This is a genomic window from Aeromonas intestinalis (assembly GCF_054052485.1).
In genome coordinates, this window is the sequence record NZ_JBSTYK010000001.1 from 253,538 (window position 1) to 272,212 (window position 18,675).

The window sequence follows — 18,675 nt, forward strand, 5'->3', positions numbered from 1 at the left end:
AGTATTTCGCAGCCTTGTCCCATAGGGAGAAGGTCACGCCCCCACCATAATAGGAGGGTCAAATTTGTCTGCATGTCCCGGGGTAGCACCTGTCGTGGTCACCCGGGAAACGATGCCAACAGGCTCCAGCGAGGAGCGGGGAGAACACCATGATCACCACCCTTATCAACGAGCAGCTGATCGCGCTCGATTTAAAGGCCAGCCGCAAGGAGGAGGTCTTCAGCGAGATGGCCCATCTGCTGGCGGCGCAAGGCAATGTCAGCGACGAGCAGCAGTTCATCAAGGACTTGTGGGCCCGGGAAGCGCTGGACAACACCGGCTTCGAGGAAGGAGTCGCCCTGCCCCACGCGAAGAGCGCGGCGGTGAGCACCCCGGCGGTGGCGATCGGCATCAGCCGTGCCGGCATCGACTACGGCGCCGAGGATGGCAAGCCGTCCCGCCTGTTCTTCATGATTGCCTCCCCGGCGGGCGGCGCCAATCACCATATCGAGGTGTTGGCCGAGCTCTCCGCCAAGCTGATTGAAGAGGGCTTTATCGACGCCCTGCTGGCCGCCAAGACCCCGACCGAGGCGCTGGCGCTCTTGCTCGAGAAGAAAGAAGAGACGGTGGCCGCTCCGGCTGCCGACAAGGGCCTCATCATCGGGGTCACCGGCTGCCCGGCCGGTATCGCCCACACCTATCTGGCTGCCGAATCCCTGGAGCGCGCCGCCAAGGAGCTGGGCTTTGAGGTGAAGGTGGAGACCAACGGCTCCATCGGCGTCAAGAACAGCCCGACTGCGGCCGACATCGCCCGCGCCAGCGCCATCGTGGTGGCCTGCGACAAACAGGTGGACATGGCCCGCTTCAACGGAAAACCGCTCATCAAGACCGGGGTCAAGGCCCCCATCAAGGATGGTAAGGGGCTGATCGAGCAGGCCCTCAAGGCCCCCGCCTACGTGGCGGACAAGGATGAGCGCAAGAGTGAGGAGAAGAGCGCCGGCGGCACCTCGGATCTTTACCGCTATCTGATGAACGGCGTCTCCCACATGATCCCCTTCGTGGTGACCGGGGGCTTGCTGATCGCCCTGGCGCTCGCCATCGGCGGCGATCCGACCCCGAGTGGCATGCAGATCCCGGCAGGCAGCATGTGGAACCAGATCCTCAACGTAGGCGTCGCCGCCTTCACCCTGATGATCCCCATCCTCGCCGGTTACATCGCCTACGCCATCGGTGACAGGCCAGCCCTGGCCCCCGGCTTTATCGGCGGCTGGATCGCCAATAACGGCAGCTTCTACGGCGCCGACGCCGGGACCGGCTTTATCGGTGCCATCATCGCAGGCCTGCTGGTCGGTTATCTGGTGCGCTGGATCGCGACCCGCCAGTACCACAAGATGGTGCAGCCGCTGGTGCCGATCCTCATCGCCCCCATCGTCGGGTCGCTCTTTATCGCCGCCGTTTTCATCTTCATCATCGGTGCCCCCATCGCCGACATGATGACAGGCCTGAACGCCATGCTGCTCTCCATGAGCGGCGGCAGCCTGGTGTTGCTCGGTATCGTGCTGGGGGGCATGGCGGGCTTTGACATGGGTGGCCCGGTCAACAAGGTGGCCTTCCTGTTCTCCGTGGGCATGATTGCCTCCGGCCAGACCCAGTTCATGGGCGCCATGGCCTGCGCCATCCCGGCCGCGCCCCTTGGCATGTCGCTGGCCACCGTACTCGGTCGCAAGCTCGGCATCTTCGATGAAACCGAGATTGAGGCAGGCAAGGCCGCCGGTGCCATGGGCCTGGTGGGGATCTCCGAGGGGGCCATTCCGTTCGCCGCCCGTGACCCGCTCGCCGTCATTCCGGCCAACATGCTGGGCAGCATGACCGCCGCCGTCATGGCCTTCCTGTTTGGCATCACCAACAGCGTGGCCCACGGTGGCCCCATCGTGGCCTTGCTCGGTGCGGTCAACAAGCCCCTGCTGGCCCTGCTCTGCATGATCTGCGGCGCCATCGTTACCGGTGTGGTGGCGGTTGCCCTGAAAAAGCTGCGGATGAAGAAGACGGACGAGCGCGCGCTGGCCAAGGCCGCCTGATCCCCTCCTGGCTGCAAGAAAGCACTGCAAGACGCAAAGAGGCCACCCCAAGGTGGCCTCTTCTTGTTTCTGGTCACAGCGCCTGCCCACTTACGGCTTGGCCAAGCAAGCCTTCCGTCATCACATTGACCATCCCGCCTCCCTGCCACCGCGTTCCCTGTCGCCCACTCTTGCCGTGATCCCCTTCACAGTTCGGGGGCGAACACCGCCAAACTAGGAAATTTTCTTAAGTCCACTAGGGATGGCTCTCACGCCACAGGCAGCCCTCCTCATTACAGTCAGGCCTACCTGATGCAGTGATCCCCCCGCCAAACGGCGGCCGGACACAGGTTCCACAGGCAGGAGAGCGAGACAAGAGTCCACCCTGCCGCCTTTTCGTGGCGTGACCTCCCATAACAGGCCGACTCATCGGCCGCCATAACCCAGGGGCGCGGCGAAAATTCCGTCTATTCGCAGAGGAAGAACGAAGATGTTGAAACTGCTCGAACAGATCAGGGTCCCCACCCTGGATCTGCCGCTCGAAGCCCGGCGCAAGCTCTGGTTCAAGCCCTTTATGCAATCCTATCTGGTGGTCTTCATCGGCTACCTGACCATGTATCTGATCCGCAAGAACTTCAACATTGCACAGAACGACATGATCCAGGAGTACGGCCTCTCCATGACCGAGCTCGGCATGATAGGTCTTGGCTTCTCCATCACCTACGGGGTGGGCAAGACCATCGTCTCCTACTACGCCGACGGCAAGAACACCAAGCAGTTCCTGCCGCTGATGCTGATCCTCTCCGCCCTGTGCATGCTGGGCTTCAGCGCCAGCATGGGGGGCACGGGTTTCAGCCTCTACCTGATGATCTTCTTCTATGCCCTGAGCGGCTTCTTCCAGAGCTGTGGCGGCTCCTGCAGCTACTCCACCATCACCAAGTGGACCCCTCGCAACAAGCGCGGCACTTATCTGGGCATGTGGAACCTCTCCCACAACGTGGGCGGGGCCGGTGCGGCCGGGGTGGCACTGTTCGGTGCCAACTACCTGTTCGATGGCAACGTGCTCGGCATGTTTATCTTCCCCTCCATCATCGCCCTCATCGTCGGCTTCGTGGGCCTGCGTTTTGGCAGCGATTCACCGGAATCCTATGGCCTTGGCAAGGTGGAAGAGCTGTTTGACGAAGTGGCGAGCGAAGAGGACGTCGCCACCGAGGAGCAGAAGCTCACCAAGTGGCAGATCTTCGTGAAATACGTGCTGATGAACAAGGTAATCTGGCTGCTCTGCTTCGCCAACATCTTCCTCTACGTGGTGCGCATCGGTATCGACCAGTGGTCTACCGTCTATGCTCACCAGGAGCTCGGCTTCTCCAAGGACGTAGCCATTCAGGGCTTCACCTTCTTCGAAGTGGGCGCCCTGGTCGGCACCCTGATGTGGGGTTACCTCTCGGATCTGGCGAACGGTCGTCGCGGCCTGGTGGCCTGCGTGGCGCTGGCGCTCATCATCGCCACCCTGGGACTCTATCAGCACGCCACCACCCAGTTCATGTTCCTGGGATCCCTCTTCCTGCTGGGCTTCCTGGTGTTCGGTCCGCAGTTGCTGATCGGCGTCGCCGCCGTGGGCTTTGTGCCTAAACAGGGCATCAGCGTGGCCGACGGGGTCAAGGGCACCTTCGCCTACCTCATCGGTGACAGCTTCGCCAAGCTGGGCCTTGGCATGATTGCCGACGGCACCCCCATCTTCGGCCTGACCGGCTGGGACGGCACCTTCGCGGCGCTGGACATGGCCGCCGCCGCCTGCCTGGTGTTGATGGCCTGCGTGGCCGTGGCCGAGGAGCGCAAGATCCGCCGCATCAAGCGGGAGATGAAGGCCGCCACCCTGGCGACCCAATCCGCCTGATAACCCAGGTTTCACTCCGTTGTGTGCATTCGGCTCGTCTCTGGCGGGCCGTTTTTTATACCGCCGTCAAATGGCCCCATGCCTTGCACAAAGGGGCACCAGAGCACCGCCAAGATCCCACTTTTGCGGCTCCCCTTTGGCAAAAACGGCCCTGCGGCGCTATTGTGTTGCCCCACCCGAATTTGCCGTGAGAGTCCATGAAGATCCTCGCCGTCACCGCCTGCCCCACCGGCATCGCCCACACCTACATGGCCGCCGAGGCGCTGCAAAAAGCCGCCGACAAGCTGGGGCTCAAGATCAAGGTCGAGACCCAGGGCGCCATGGGGCTGGAGAACGTGCTGACCGCCCGGGACATCGCCGGGGCGGATCTGGTGCTCATCGCCTCCGACATCGACATAGAACAGAAAGAACGCTTCGCCGGCTGCACGCTGCGCCAGGTATCGCTGGAATCCGTGCTGCTGGATGCCGCCGCCGTGCTCAAAACCGCCACCGCCACCCGCTGATGCTCAGCCGCGAGATCACCTTCTTCTGCCGCGCCGGGCTCACCATCACCCAGGCCAAGCAGCTTTGCCGGCTGGCGGGGCTGTTCAAATCCCATGTCCAGTTCGCCAATCTAACCCGCCGCCAGAGCGTGGGGGCGGCCAACCAGCTCGCTCTGCTCACCCTGGCGACCCAGCCGGGGGATCTCTGCCAGTTGCAGATAGAGGGGCTGGACGCCGAACTCGCCCACATGGCCTTCACCTGCTGGTGCGGGGAGCTGGGCCAGCCGCTGGGGCGCCCAGGCCAGGCCGCCCAGGCCGAGCAACGCCTGTGCCAGACCCTGCCCGATTATTGCTTCACCCAATCCCAGCTCGGTCACGCCAGCGCCCCCATCGACAAGGCGCTGGCGCTGACGGTGCTGCTGGACTTGCTGCCCGCCGAGCTGGTGCGCGATAGGGGCGCGCTGGAGCACGCCATCGACGAGCGGGAGCGACTCGCCCCCACCATCATCCGGCCGGGGCTCGCCATGCCCCACGTGATCTGCCCGGCCATCCGCCAGCCCTCCCTCTCGCTACTCAGCAGCGCCGCCCCCATCGACTGGGGCTCTTCTCTGGGGCAGGTGGAGACCATCATCCTGCTGGCGATCCCCGCCGGGCTTCCCCCCGAGCAGTTGCGCCCCCTCACCCGCTTGGCCCGGGCCCTGATGGACGACGTGGTGAGCACGGGCCTGCTCAAGGCCGGCACGGCCTCCGCCCGTCAGGCCATGGTCATCGACGCCCTGCTCAGCTGAGCGCCCCCGTTCATCCCTGCGCCCGTCCCCTGTGTTACAATCCCCCATCCCCTGTTTTTGGTATGCCCGCGATGAAACCAAGCCGCCCCCGCCTCTCCCCCCGGCCTGCTGCCGAGCGCACGCCCACCGTGGGCCAGCGCCGACGTGAACCCGGGAGCGAGGCCCCTCGCAAGCCCGAGGTGGCGCCCGAGGATCGCAAGCTGCTGCTGCTGAACAAGCCCTACATGGTGCTCTGCCAGTTCACCGACGAAGCCGGGCGCGAGACCCTCAAGGATTACATCTCCGAGCCCGGCATCTATGCCGCAGGGCGGCTCGACCGCGACAGCGAGGGGCTCTTGCTGCTCACCAACGACGGCAAGCTGCAGGCGCACCTCACCCAGCCGGGGGAGAAGACCCCCAAGACTTATTGGGTGCAAGTGGAAGGAATTCCAAGCGAGGCGGCGCTGGCGAGCCTGCGGGCCGGGGTGGCGCTGAACGACGGCATGACCCTGCCCGCCGGGGCGCGGATCATGGCGGAGCCCGCCCTGTGGCCACGTAACCCGCCGATCCGTGAGCGCAAGGCGATCCCCACCTGCTGGCTCGAGATCACCATAGTGGAGGGGCGCAACCGTCAGGTGCGACGCATGACGGCCCACATCGGCCACCCCACCCTGCGCCTCATCCGCTACGCCATCGGAGAGTGGAACCTGGGTAACTGGCAAGAAGAGGGGCTGGCCCCCGGCCAGAGTCGGGCCCTGCCCATCCCCGCGCTGGCGGCGCCCTCTCGCGCTCCTGCCTCCCGCCGGGACGACCATGGCCACCCGAAACAGGCAGTCAAAAACACTGCCAACGGCGTTTCTGGCGATCGGTCACCCAACAAAAACAGGTCAAAAATAGTACAAGACACTGCCGATCGCGCCGCCCCCCAGCGCTCTCGCACCGGTGGCCCCCGTGCCGACCAGCCCATCCCTGGCAAGCCTCGCAGCCCGGGACGTGGTACGGCCCGCCGCCCCGCTCGCGGCGGCAATGGCCAATCCTGAATCCCATCACGCGACAAGGAGTCCCCATGCTTGAACACCCGCCGACAGAGGAGAGAATGCAGAGCCGCCTGACGGTCGCCGCCCTGGTGCACTGGCAGGGCCGCTTCCTGCTGGTGGAAGAGGAGATAGCGGGCCAGCGCCGCTTCAACCAGCCCGCCGGCCATGTGGAGCCTGGTGAGACGCTGATCGAGGCCGCCTGCCGCGAGCTGAAAGAGGAGACGGGCCTTGACGCCGCCCCCACCGCCTGGCTCGGGGTCTATCTGTTCAAACCGGCAGACAGCGAGGCCACCTTCATGCGCACCGCCGTCATCTTCGACCTTGAAAAGGCGCCGGGTCAGCACCATCCAGAGGATCCCGACGGGGACGTGCTGGCCTGCCACTGGCTCACCCTGGAGGAGATCGCCGAGTGCAAGCCGGCCCTGCGCAGTCCCCTGGTGTGGCAATGCATCCAGGATTATCTGGCCGGTACCCGCTTGCCCCTGTCGGCGATCCAGGCCTTTATCTGAGGCCAGGTGACGCCACTTTTCCAATGAGGGGGGGATGGCGAGAAAAACGATTTCCCCTTGCCGGGACTCCCACGGGATCCCGCGCAGGGAGATGTGACCGGGGGCGCAAAACTCTGGTAGAATACGCCCCGTTTAAACGAACTGGTAACTTCGACTAATGACAGACAACAGCCAAATCAAGGTGATCGTCGGCATGTCCGGCGGTGTGGATTCTTCCGTCTCGGCCTACCTGCTCCAGCAGCAGGGCTATCAGGTCGAAGGCTTGTTCATGAAGAACTGGGAAGAAGACGACACGGACGAGTATTGCTCTGCCTCCCAGGATTTGGCTGACGCTCAGGCCGTCTGCGACAAGCTGGGCATGAAGCTGCATACCATCAACTTCGCTGCCGAGTACTGGGACAACGTGTTCGAGCACTTCCTCGAAGAGTACAAGGCGGGCCGCACGCCGAACCCGGATATCCTGTGCAACAAGGAGATCAAGTTCAAGGCGTTCCTGGAGTTTGCCGCCGAAGAGCTGGGGGCCACCTACATCGCCACCGGCCACTATGTGCGCCGTGACGACAGCACCGGCCGCCCGCGCCTCTTGCGCGGCCTCGATGGCAACAAGGATCAGAGCTACTTCCTCTACACCTTGAGCGAAGCCCAGGTGGGTCAGAGCCTGTTCCCGGTCGGGGATCTGGAGAAGCCCGAGGTGCGCCGCATCGCCGAGCAGCTCGATCTCATCACCGCCAAGAAGAAGGACTCCACCGGGATCTGCTTCATCGGTGAGCGCAAGTTCAAGGACTTCCTCGCGAAATTCCTGCCCGCCCAGCCCGGCCCCATCGAAACCGTGGATGGCAAGGTGATAGGCGAGCACCAGGGGCTGATGTACCACACCCTGGGTCAGCGCAAGGGCCTTGGCATCGGCGGTCGCAAGGACGCCACCGAGGAGGCCTGGTACGTGGTGGACAAAGAGGTGGAGCGCAACACCCTGATCGTGGCGCAAGGGGAACATCCCCGTCTCTACTCCGACGGCCTCATCGCGAGTCAGCTGCACTGGGTGGATCGCACCCCCATCCGCGCGCCGCGCCGCTGCACCGTCAAGACCCGCTACCGCCAGGAAGACATTCCCTGCCTCATCCAGCCCATCGACGATGAGACCATCCGGGTCATCTTCGACGAGAAACAGGCTGCGGTGACCCCGGGCCAGTCCGCCGTCTTCTACGACGGGGAAGAGTGCCTGGGCGGTGGCATCATAGAGCAGCGCTTCAGCCACCCGGTCTAAGGGCCGCCGTGGCGCCTTCCTCCGATGAGCGAAGGCACGGGAGAGGGACAAGCCCCTCTCCCTCAACGAACAGAGAAAAAGATCATGGCTTGCTACGGCATCAGCCAATGAGTGAACAAGACAGGGCCGTGAAACGATGAGCGATAAATTCCAAGACAGAACCATGGCCTTTGCCGGCATCTGCCAGGCGGCCTACCTGGTGCAGAAGGTGGCCCGTGACGGCACCTGTGACGAGTCCTCCCTGCGCGAGAGCCTGCAAAGCGTGCTGGTGACCGATCCCAAGCAACCCCTGGAAGTGTTCGGCAGCCACCTCGCCATTCGCGACGGCTACCGCGCCCTAGTGGAGCAACTCGGTGCCGACGGCAGCCAGAAGAACGCCGAACTGACCCGTTACGTGGTGAGCCTGATTGCACTCGAGCGCAAGCTCGCCAAGCGCAAGGACATCCTCAACATGCTGGGGGAGCGGATCAGCCAGATCGGTCGCCAGCAACAGCATTTCGATCTGCTCGACGAGCAGATCCTGGCCAACATGGCGAGCATCTACAGCGATCTCATCAGCCCCATAGGCCCCCGGATCCAGGTGGCGGGCACCCCGCTGTTCCTGCAGCAGCCGCTGGTGCAGCACAAGGTGCGTGCCCTGCTGCTGGCGGGGATCCGCGCCGTGGTACTGTGGCGCCAGCTTGGCGGCAGCCGCACCCAGATCATCTTCGCCCGCAAGAAGATGGTGGAACTGGCCAAACGTTTTTAAGTTTCTCACCCCCACACATCAGGAGTTCACCCCATGGAGCTGTCCGCGCTGACTGCTGTTTCCCCGATTGACGGTCGTTATGGCGACAAGGCCGAAGCCCTGCGTCCTATCTTCTCCGAATTCGGCCTGCTGCGTTTTCGCGTCGAAGTCGAGGTGCGCTGGTTGCAAAAACTGGCAAGCCACGCCGGGATCCCGGAAGTCCCAGCCCTGAGCGCAGCCGCGAGCGCCCTGCTCGACGGCATCGTCAGCAACTTCAACGAGAGCGACGCCGCCCGTATCAAACAGATCGAGCGCACCACCAACCATGATGTGAAAGCGGTGGAGTACTTCCTCAAAGAGAAGGTGGAAGTGAACCCGGAGCTCGCCGCCATCAGCGAGTTCATCCACTTCGCCTGCACCTCGGAAGACATCAACAACAACTCCCACGGCCTGATGCTGAAAACCGCTCGTGAAGAGGTGATCAAGCCTTATTGCGAGAAGCTGATTTCCGAGCTCAAGCGTCTGGCCCATGAGTACCGCGACATGCCACTGCTCTCCCGTACCCACGGCCAGCCGGCGACCCCGAGCACCATGGGCAAGGAGATGGCCAACGTCGCCTACCGTCTGGAGCGCCAGTACAAGCAGATCATGGCCGTCGAGATCCTCGGCAAGATCAACGGTGCGGTCGGCAACTACAACGCCCACCTGAGCGCCTACCCGCAGGTGGACTGGCACCAGTTCGCCGAGGAGTTCGTCACTTCCCTCGGCCTTTCCTGGAACCCCTACACCACCCAGATCGAGCCCCACGACTACATCGCCGAGCTGTTCGACGCCCTGGCCCGCTTCAACACCATCCTCATCGACTTCGACCGGGACGTGTGGGGCTACATTTCGCTCGGCCACTTCAAGCAGCGCACCATCGCCGGCGAGATTGGCTCCTCCACCATGCCCCACAAGGTCAACCCCATCGACTTCGAGAACTCCGAAGGCAATCTGGGTCTGGCCAACGCCGTGTTCCAGCACCTGGCGAGCAAGCTGCCCATCTCCCGCTGGCAGCGTGATCTCACCGACTCCACCGTGCTGCGCAACCTGGGTGTGGCGGTCGGTTACTCCCTGATTGCCTATCAGGCGACCCTGAAGGGGATCTCCAAGCTCGAAGCGAACAGCGATGCCATGGCCGCCGATCTGGACGCGAACTGGGAAGTGCTGGCCGAGCCCATCCAGACCGTGATGCGCCGCTACGGCATCGAGAAGCCCTACGAGAAGCTCAAAGAGCTGACCCGTGGCCGCCGTGTCGACGCCGAAGGCATGCGTACCTTTATCGACACCCTCGAATTGCCTGAGGACGTGAAGATAGAGCTCAAGAAGCTGACGCCGGCCAACTACATCGGTGATGCCCAGCGTCTGGTCGATCTGCTGAAGTAAGCGGTCAACCCAACCTGACAGAGGCCCTGCCATGGCTGCAGGGCCTCTGTTGATCTTGGCCCGCGCCATCACGTCATCCGTGATCGGGCCATATCAGAGCACTTGCCCAAGCCCGGTTTGGGCAAGATCTCTCACAAGATACGAGAAGCACCATGTACGAACTCAATCTGGATATCGCTCACTTCCTCGAGCATCACTGGCAGAAGCGCCCCCTGCTCATCAAGGGCGGCTTCAAGGACTTCCAGGATCCCATCAGCCCGGACGAGCTGGCGGGCCTGGCCATGGAAGAGGTGGTGGAATCGCGCCTCGTCACCCGCTTCAACAACAAGTGGGAGGCGGCCCACGGTCCCTTCGAAGCCTACGATCACCTGGGGGAAGAGAACTGGACCGTGCTGGTGCAGGCGTGCAACCACTGGGCCCCGGAGGTGCACGAGCTGGCGCTGCCGTTCCAGTTCATCCCGGGCTGGCGCTTTGACGATGTGATGGTGAGCTTCTCCACTCCTCACGGCGGCGTCGGCCCCCACATCGACAACTACGACGTCTTCATCACCCAGGGTCAGGGCAAGCGCCACTGGCGGGTCGGCGATGCCGAGCCCTTGAACGAGTTCGCCGCCCACGCGGCCCTGCTGCACTGCGAGCCGTTCGAGGCGATCATCGACGTCATCATGGAGCCGGGCGACATCCTCTACATCCCGCCCGGATTCCCCCACGAGGGCTATGCCATCGAGCCCTCCCTGAACTTCTCCGTGGGCTTCCGCGCCCCGGACGCCAAGGCGCTCATCTCCTCCTTTGCCGATCACCTGATCGACAACGAGGTGCGCACCGAGCGTTATGGCGATGCCGATCTCAAGCCCCGCACCCACCACGGCGAGATCCAGCCCCATGAGCTGCACCGCCTGCGGGAACTGATGCAGCAAGCCCTGGACGACGAAACCCTGTTCAAGGAGTGGTTCGGCGCCATGATCTCCGAAGCCAAGCACGATCTGGACGTCAATCCGGTGGAGCCGGACTACAGCGCCGAGGAGATTGCCGACCTGCTGACCCAGGGCGAGCCCGCCATCAAGGTGCCGGGCCTGCGCACCGTCTGGTTCAGCGGCGAAGCCCACGCCTGCTACATCGACGGCGAAGCCTGGACCCTGCAAAGCGAGGACGCCGCCGCCATTTCACTCTTGTGTGACAAGGACATGGTCACCCAGGCCGACATGGTGGAGCTCGCCGATCAGGCCGGCTTCCTGCAACTGCTGACCCGGCTGGTCAACCGCGGCTACTGGTTCTTCGCCTAAGCCCTGCCGGCCCGGACGAGCGCCGGGCTCCCTATAAAGAGAAGCGCCGCGGACATCAGCGGCGCTTTTTTATGGATGAGTTTATGGATGAAAGGCATGGGGAGCTCTGTCATCACCATGCTGCCCTGGCGAGCCCCCCGCTTGTCGCTACACTTGAAGGCGCTCCGGCTGACCCAACCCCTTCGAACAGCGGCGCCGATTTCTTGCGCAGCTTTTGTTATTTAACTACATAAGATCGGTTTGCCCCTGAGGCTGATGATGGGTACCAAATGGGCAGCGATGAGCGAAACCAATTATTTTAGCCCCTAAAATCAACAGTGAGCGAAAACGTTATCTTGTGAAATGAGGCTGTTTTAGCTCAAAACGTTGTTTCTGGATCATAAAAAGTATCCAAAAACTGGTGTATATTGCACGGCGGAAACTCCTTAACCATGAAGACTGACATGAAAAAGACCAAAATCGTCTGCACCATCGGTCCCAAGACCGAATCCAAAGCAATGCTCGGCAAGATGCTCGACGCCGGCATGAACGTCATGCGCCTGAACTTCTCTCACGGTGATTACGAAGAGCACGGCACCCGTATCAGCAACCTGCGTGAAGTGATGGCCGAGACCGGCAAGCACGCAGCCATCCTGCTCGATACCAAGGGTCCGGAAATCCGTACCATGAAACTGGAAGGTGGCAACGATGTGTCTCTGGTCGCTGGCCAGACCTTCACCTTCACTACCGACCAGACCGTAGTGGGCAACAAGGACAAGGTCGCCGTGACCTACGCCGGCTTCGCCAACGACCTGCGCGTCGGCAACCGCATCCTGGTTGACGATGGCCTGATCGGTCTGGACGTCATCGAGATCACCGAACGCGAAGTCATCTGCAAGGTGCTGAACAATGGTGACCTGGGTGAGAACAAGGGTGTCAACCTGCCGGGCGTCTCCATCAAGCTGCCGGCCCTGGCCGAGAAAGACAAGCGTGACCTCGTCTTCGGTTGCGAGCAAGGTGTTGATTTCGTTGCTGCCTCCTTCATTCGCAAGAAAGAAGACGTGCTGGAGATCCGTGAGCACCTGAAGGCCCACGGTGGCGAGAACATCCAGATCATCTCCAAGATCGAAAACCAGGAAGGCCTGGACAACTTCGACGACATCCTGGCTGTCTCCGACGGCATCATGGTCGCCCGCGGCGACATGGGTGTGGAAATCCCGGTAGAAGAGGTGATCTTCGCCCAGAAGATGATCATCACCAAGTGCAACAAGGCGCGCAAAGTGGTCATCACCGCGACCCAGATGCTGGATTCCATGATCAAGAACCCGCGTCCGACCCGCGCCGAAGCTGGCGACGTAGCCAACGCCATCCTGGATGGTACCGATGCGGTCATGCTGTCCGGCGAGTCTGCCAAGGGCAAGTACCCGCTGGAAGCCGTGACCATCATGGCCACCATCTGCGAGCGCACCGACGCCGTGATGCCGTCCAACCTGTCTGCTGCCAATGACAGCAACAAGCTGCGCATCACCGAAGCCGTCTGCAAGGGCGCCGTCGAGACCTCCGAGAAGCTGGATGCCCCGCTGATCGTGGTTGCCACCGAAGGCGGCAAGTCTGCCAAGGCCATTCGCAAGTACTTCCCGAAAGCCTGGATCCTGGCCGTCACCACCAACAAGAAGACCGCCGCCCAACTGGTCCTGACCAAGGGCGTGGTGGCTCACGTGGTTGACAGCATCGCCTCCACCGACGATTTCTATCGCATCGGCAAGGAAGCGGCACTGGCCAGCGGCATGGGCCTAAAGGGCGACGTCGTCGTCATGGTCTCCGGTGCCCTGGTACCGAGCGGTACGACCAACACCGCCTCCGTTCACGTGCTGTAATCAGCCCTGAACCGATGAAAACGGCGCCTCCGGGCGCCGTTTTTTTTATCTCTCCCCCCTGCTGCCCCTTTCAGCCCGGTGTTAGAATCCACGCGGATTTCCCCCACGTGGGATATCTCCCAAATATCGCGTAATAACCCGGAAGTTTTATGCCCTCAACACAGTTCAGACGAGTATCGGCCGCCTTGTTGCCGCTGCTCTGGTTATTCATCAGCCTCTGCGCCCCGCAAGCCCTGGCGCAGGACGTGCCGCAACGGGCCACGGTCCAGCGTTCCCTCGACGCCCTCGGCAAGTCGGAGGCCCTTACCGTCAGCCAGCAGGCGGATCAGAAATTCCTGACCGATACCCTGAGCCTGCTTGACAGCATCGACAAGGAGCAGGCCAAAGCCAAGGCCCAGACCCTGCGTGTGCGCTCGCTCCCCGCCGATTTGAAAGAGATCAGTGCCAAGCTCGATACCCTCGGCCAGAGCAAGAGCCCTGAGCAGCTCAAGAGCGAATATGCCGCCATGAGCGTGATGGAGCTGGAGAATCGCCAGGCCGAGATCATGGTCAATCTGCAGGAGGCCCAGGAGGCGCTCGGCACCATCGGCAGCCAGATCACCAGCTTGCAGACCCTGCCGGAACGCGCCCAGGCCAACATGAGCCGGGCCTATCAACGCAGCCAGGAGATCCGCAGCCGACTGAACTCGGGCGACAACATCAGCAGCGCCGAGAAGATGAAACTCAACACCGAGTCGGCCCTGCTGGACCTGCAACTGGCCAACCTGCAAAAGGAGCTGGATAACCGCACCAGCATGCAGGATCTGGTGGTCAAGCAGCGAGACTATCAAAGCGCCCGCCTCGCCTACGAGGAGCAGCGACTGCAGGCCCTGCAGGAGCAGATCAGCGCCAAGCGTCTCGGCGACACCGAGAAGACCGCCGAGCAGACCGGTGAGCTGGTGACCACGGCTGACAATCCCCTGGTGCAGAAAGAGCAGGAGATCAACCAGCAGCTGAGCCAACAGCTCGTGAGCGCCACCGCCAACCTCAACACCCTGGTGCAGAAGAACCTGCAGGCCAAGAGCTGGCTGGAACGCGGCACCCAGACCGAGCGCAACCTGAACGAACAGGTGCAGATGCTCAAGGGCAACCTGCTGCTGTCACGCATTCTCTACCAGCTCTATCAGCAGCTGGAGGCGGCCCCCTCCTCCCTGGTGAAGAACCTGGAGGAGCAGATCGCCGACTTGCATCTGGCCCAGTTCGAATTGAGCCAGCAGCGTGATCAGCTGTTCCAGAAAAACCTGTACCTGGACAACCTCATCGCCGGCAGCAGCGAGCCGGTCAGTGAAGAAGACAAGGCGACCCTTGCCAAGCTCATCGATACCCGCGTCAGCCTGCTCGATCAGCTGAACCGCCAGCTCGACAGCCAGCTGACCAACGCCATCAGCCTGCAGCTGACCCAGCAGCAGCTGACCCGGGTCTATGCCTCGGTCGAATTCACCCTGCAACAACACATCTTCTGGGTCAGCAGCAACAAACCCGTCGATGGCAAGTGGCTGCTCAGCTGGCCTGCCCAGGCCTTCAAGCAGGCGTCCGACTGGGTGATCAAGCCGGAGGTGAACAAGTGGGGCGAGATGCTGCTGCCCCTCTCCCTGCTCGCCCTGCCGCTGTTGCTGATCGGGGGGTTGCTGCTGTGGAAACGGCCAGCCATCGTCGAGCGCCAGCAGAGAATTGCCAAGGATCTCGGCCGCTTCCGTCAGGACAGCCAGTGGCATACTCCGCGTGCCCTGCTCTACACCGTGTTGCAGCGCCTGCCCGGCACCCTGTTTATCCTGGCCGCCGGTCTGATGCTCACCTATTGCGGTCTCCTGAGCCCCAAACTCATCTTCCAGATCACCCTGAACCTGGCGCTCGGCTACCTGGTCTTCAGCGTCTATCTGTCGGTGATGCGGCCGGGGGGCATCGGTGAATCCCACTTCCGCATGCCACGGGCCGAGTTGCAGGCCAAGCGCAACAGCATGCGCTACCTGTGGATCCCCCTGTTACCGCTGATCATGCTGTCAACCAAGGCTGTGGTAGAACCTTCCTCTCTTGGCAATGACGTCATCGGTCAGGCCCTGACCCTGGTCCTGCTCGGTCTCACCGCCTATCTGGTGCTGCCCATCTCCCGCGCCAGCATCAAGGGCGAGGCCAGCATGGCGCAGATCATGAAGGCGATCGCCCTGGCACTGGCACCGGTGGCGCTCATCGTGCTCGTCGTCCTTGGCTACTACTACACGGCCCTGAAGCTCACCGGCCGATTGATCGAGTCCTTCTACCTCATCATCATCTGGGGCCTGCTCTATCGCACCGCCCTGCGGGGCCTGGAGCTGGCGGCCCGCCGTCTGGCCTATCGCCGCGCCGTTGCCAAGCGTGAGCACAAATCCTCCGAAGATGCGGAAGGGGGGGAAGCCATCGAAGAGCAGCCGATGGATCTGGAGGATGTCAGCCAGCAGTCCCTGCGCCTGACCCGGATCATGCTGCTGCTGGTGTTCGGCGTCGCCTTCTACTGGCTCTGGTCCGATCTGGTGGCGGTCTTCACCTATCTGGACAGCGTGGTGCTCTGGCACAAGAGTGAGGGCACCGGCGCCAATGCCGTGCTCTTCCCCATCAGCCTGAGTGACGTGCTGACCGGCCTGTTCCTGTTCGGGGCCGCCTTGTCCCTGGCGCGCAACCTGCCCGGCCTGCTGGAGGTGCTGGTCCTCTCCAAGCTGCGCCTGGCCCAGGGCTCGGCCTACGCCATCACCACCATGCTCAACTATGTGCTGATCGGGGTGGGCTCCCTCACCGCCCTGGCCATGCTGGGCGTACAGTGGGAGAAACTGCAATGGCTGGCTGCCGGCCTCTCGGTGGGTATCGGCTTCGGCATGCAGCAGATCGTCTCCAACTTCATCTCGGGGATCATCATACTGTTCGAGCGTCCGGTGCGGATCGGCGACACCGTCACCATCGGCACCATCTCGGGCACGGTCAACAAGATCCGCATCCGCTCCACCACCCTCACCGACTTCGATCGCAAAGAGGTGATCATCCCCAACCAGCAACTGATGATAGAGCGACTGGTCAACTGGTCCCTGTCGGATACCGTCACCCGGGTGATCGCCCGGGTCGGGGTGGCCTATGGTTCGGATCTGGAGCTGACCCGCAAGCTGCTGATGCAGGCGGCCATGGAGAACAGCCGGGTGTTGAAGGATCCGGCTCCCATCGTCTACTTCCTCACCTTCGGCGCCAGCACCCTGGATCACGAGCTGCGCTTCTTCGTGAGCGAACTCGGGGATCGCAACCCGGCCATCGATGAGCTGAACCGCCGCATCGACGTGCTGTTCCGCGAACACGGCATCGACATCGCATTCAACCAGATGGATGTGCATATCAAGAACGAGCAAGGGGAAGAGCAGAAGGTAGAGTCCCGCAAGAGCCTGCCGCCCGCCCCAAACCGGAGCAGCGATCCCAGCTGATCCGGCGCCACGCCGATACCAACGGGCCCCATCGCGGGGCCCGTTTCTTTTTGGCCCCTTGAAAGGGAGGCCGGCTCCCCAATATAGAGGGGACAATGGAATGTCATAGCGCGAGGATTGAATGGATTATCTCTATGCCGTGTTGCTGTTCGCCGTCTCCTCCTCGGTCACTCCGGGGCCGAACAACCTGATGGTGATGAGTTCGGGACTCAATTTCGGGGTGAAGCGGAGCCTGCCGCTTCTGGCCGGCATCTGCGTCGGCTTTACCCTGATGCTGCTGTTGGTGGGGCTGGGATTCGGTCAGCTGTTCACCCTCTTCCCCCCTCTGCACCTCATCATCAAGTGCGTGGGCACCCTCTACCTGCTCTATCTGGCCTGGCTCATCGCCTGCTCGGCAGGCGAGCTGGCGGGCAAGGGGCAGGCCCGACCCCTCGGTTTTCTCAAGGGAGCCCTGTTCCAGTGGGTCAACGCCAAAGCCTGGGTGGTGGCCACCGGCGCCATCGCCGCCTTCACCAGCGCCGGAGCCGGTTTCTATCAGCAGAACCTCACCCTGGCGCTGACCTTCTTCATCATCTCCTTCCCGAGCGTCGGCATCTGGCTGCTGTTCGGCTCAGTGCTCAAACGCTGGCTCGCCGGCGAGCGGGCCCGTCGCCGTTTCAACCAGGCCATGGGGGCCCTGCTAGCCCTCTCCGTCGCCCCCGTGGTGTGGGAGATCTGGCAACAACTGGCCTGACGGGAGTGAGTGAACGGCGCGCTGGGCTCAGGCCCCCATCTGTGCCACCATCCCCGGGCCATCCCGCCCGTTGTTTGCGGGACATATCGCCATCAGGAGGCGTCATGCAGCAAGTGGTTTATATCGCCAACCCGGTGAGCGGGTTGATCCATGTCTTCGAACTGACCGCCTCCGGGCTCAGCCCCCTGCAACAGGTGCAGACCGGTGGCGAGGTGCAGCCCCTGGTCATCAGCCCGGACCGACGCTGGCTCTATGCCGGGGTGCGCCCCGACTTCAAGGTGCTGAGCTACCCCATCGCCTTGGATGGTCGGCTCGGCGAGCCCGCGTCGGCGCCGCTCGCAGGCAGCGCCTCCCACACCTGTACCGATGCCACAGGCCGGCTCTTCTTCGCCGCCTCCTACGCCTTCAACCACGTCAGCGTCTCCCCCATGGATGAGACCGGCCGGGTGCGGGAGATGCAACAGCGCATCGACAATCTGATGGCCGCCCATTCGGTCACCCTGCTGGTGGATGAGCGGGACAGGCAGGAGCTGCTGGTGGCCTGCCTGAAAGAGGATGCCATCCGCCGTTTTGCGCTCGATGATGAAGGCAGGCTGACGCCCCATCCGCTCGGGGATCTCCACACCGCTCCCGGCGCCGGGCCACGGCATCTGGCACTGCACCCGACCCATGGCAGTCTCTATTGCCTCAACGAGCTCGATGGCACCCTCAATCACTACCAGCGGGAGCAGGATGGCCGGATCCTGCTGCGCGAGTCTCTGGACATGCTGCCGCCTGGCTACGAGGGGGAGCGCTGGGGGGCGGATCTGCACCTCACTCCGGACGGGCGCTTCCTCTATACCAGCGAGCGTGCCAGCAGCCTGCTGACCCTGTTCGGGGTGAGCGAACACGATGGCAGCCTCAGCGTGCTCGCCCACTTCCCCACCGCGTCCTGCCCCCGCGGTTTTGCCATCGACCACAGCGGTCAGTGGCTCATCGCCACCGGACAGACCAGCGAGACGCTGATCCTGCACCGCATCGATGAGCAAACGGGCCAGCTGACGCAAACGGCTCGCCACGAGGTCGGCCAGGGGGCCATGTGGGTGAGGGTATTGACCCTGGATGGGCGCACGGCCTGAGAAGCCGGGCCCTGACGGATCATAAGAAAACAGGCGGCGCTTATGAAGCGCCGCCTGCATTCAAG

At 62.9% G+C, this 18,675-nt stretch carries 14 protein-coding genes; all 14 read left to right on the plus strand.

Going from position 1 to position 18,675, the window contains the following annotated elements; all coding sequences use genetic code 11:
- Nucleotides 1–149: 149 nt before the first annotated feature.
- The gene (locus tag ACW5W7_RS01090) at nt 150–2,057 is read left to right on the plus strand and encodes a PTS fructose transporter subunit IIABC (RefSeq protein ID WP_456500488.1); all 1,908 of its coding nucleotides are present in this window, start codon (nt 150–152) and stop codon (nt 2,055–2,057) included.
- A 469-nt stretch (nt 2,058–2,526) separates the two neighbouring features.
- Complete coding sequence (gene uhpT / locus ACW5W7_RS01095) at nt 2,527–3,933, plus strand: hexose-6-phosphate:phosphate antiporter (RefSeq protein WP_456500489.1); 1,407 nt, start codon at nt 2,527–2,529, stop codon at nt 3,931–3,933.
- 197 nt (nt 3,934–4,130) lie between these two features.
- Nucleotides 4,131–4,436, plus strand: a complete 306-nt coding sequence (locus tag ACW5W7_RS01100) for a PTS fructose transporter subunit IIB (RefSeq protein WP_349918746.1) — start codon at nt 4,131–4,133, stop codon at nt 4,434–4,436.
- Nucleotides 4,436–5,203, plus strand: a complete 768-nt coding sequence (locus ACW5W7_RS01105; protein WP_349918747.1) for a PTS sugar transporter subunit IIA — start codon at nt 4,436–4,438, stop codon at nt 5,201–5,203. The genes ACW5W7_RS01100 and ACW5W7_RS01105 overlap by 1 nt, the downstream gene beginning before the upstream one ends.
- Nucleotides 5,204–5,265: 62 nt before the next feature.
- Nucleotides 5,266–6,222 carry a pseudouridine synthase gene (locus ACW5W7_RS01110; protein ID WP_349918749.1) on the plus strand — a complete coding sequence of 319 codons (957 nt, stop codon included), beginning with the start codon at nt 5,266–5,268 and terminating at the stop codon, nt 6,220–6,222.
- Between the two features lie 26 nt (nt 6,223–6,248).
- Nucleotides 6,249–6,728: an NUDIX hydrolase gene (locus tag ACW5W7_RS01115; protein ID WP_349918750.1), complete on the plus strand. Its 480-nt coding sequence runs from the start codon at nt 6,249–6,251 to the stop codon at nt 6,726–6,728.
- 157 nt (nt 6,729–6,885) lie between these two features.
- Nucleotides 6,886–7,992 carry a tRNA 2-thiouridine(34) synthase MnmA gene (gene mnmA / locus ACW5W7_RS01120; protein WP_100860296.1) on the plus strand — a complete coding sequence of 369 codons (1,107 nt, stop codon included), beginning with the start codon at nt 6,886–6,888 and terminating at the stop codon, nt 7,990–7,992.
- A 136-nt stretch (nt 7,993–8,128) separates the two neighbouring features.
- Nucleotides 8,129–8,740 (plus strand): high frequency lysogenization protein HflD, encoded by a 612-nt coding sequence (gene hflD / locus ACW5W7_RS01125; protein ID WP_349918752.1) that lies wholly within the window; start codon nt 8,129–8,131, stop codon nt 8,738–8,740.
- 33 nt (nt 8,741–8,773) lie between these two features.
- The gene (gene purB, locus ACW5W7_RS01130) at nt 8,774–10,144 is read left to right on the plus strand and encodes an adenylosuccinate lyase (protein ID WP_456500490.1); all 1,371 of its coding nucleotides are present in this window, start codon (nt 8,774–8,776) and stop codon (nt 10,142–10,144) included.
- Between the two features lie 152 nt (nt 10,145–10,296).
- Nucleotides 10,297–11,427 carry a ribosomal protein uL16 3-hydroxylase gene (locus ACW5W7_RS01135; RefSeq protein WP_456500491.1) on the plus strand — a complete coding sequence of 377 codons (1,131 nt, stop codon included), beginning with the start codon at nt 10,297–10,299 and terminating at the stop codon, nt 11,425–11,427.
- Between the two features lie 443 nt (nt 11,428–11,870).
- Entirely contained in the window at nt 11,871–13,283 is a 1,413-nt protein-coding gene (gene pykF / locus ACW5W7_RS01140; protein ID WP_434663331.1) for a pyruvate kinase PykF, read from the plus strand.
- Nucleotides 13,284–13,432: 149 nt separating this feature from the next.
- On the plus strand, nt 13,433–16,759 hold the full coding sequence (mscK, locus tag ACW5W7_RS01145; RefSeq protein WP_456500492.1) for a mechanosensitive channel MscK: 3,327 nt from the start codon (nt 13,433–13,435) through the stop codon (nt 16,757–16,759).
- 121 nt (nt 16,760–16,880) lie between these two features.
- Nucleotides 16,881–17,492 (plus strand): LysE family translocator, encoded by a 612-nt coding sequence (locus tag ACW5W7_RS01150; RefSeq protein ID WP_456500493.1) that lies wholly within the window; start codon nt 16,881–16,883, stop codon nt 17,490–17,492.
- Nucleotides 17,493–17,596: 104 nt separating this feature from the next.
- A complete protein-coding gene (gene pgl / locus ACW5W7_RS01155; protein ID WP_456500494.1) occupies nt 17,597–18,610 on the plus strand; it encodes a 6-phosphogluconolactonase in 1,014 nt (337 codons plus the stop codon).
- Nucleotides 18,611–18,675 lie beyond the last annotated feature (65 nt).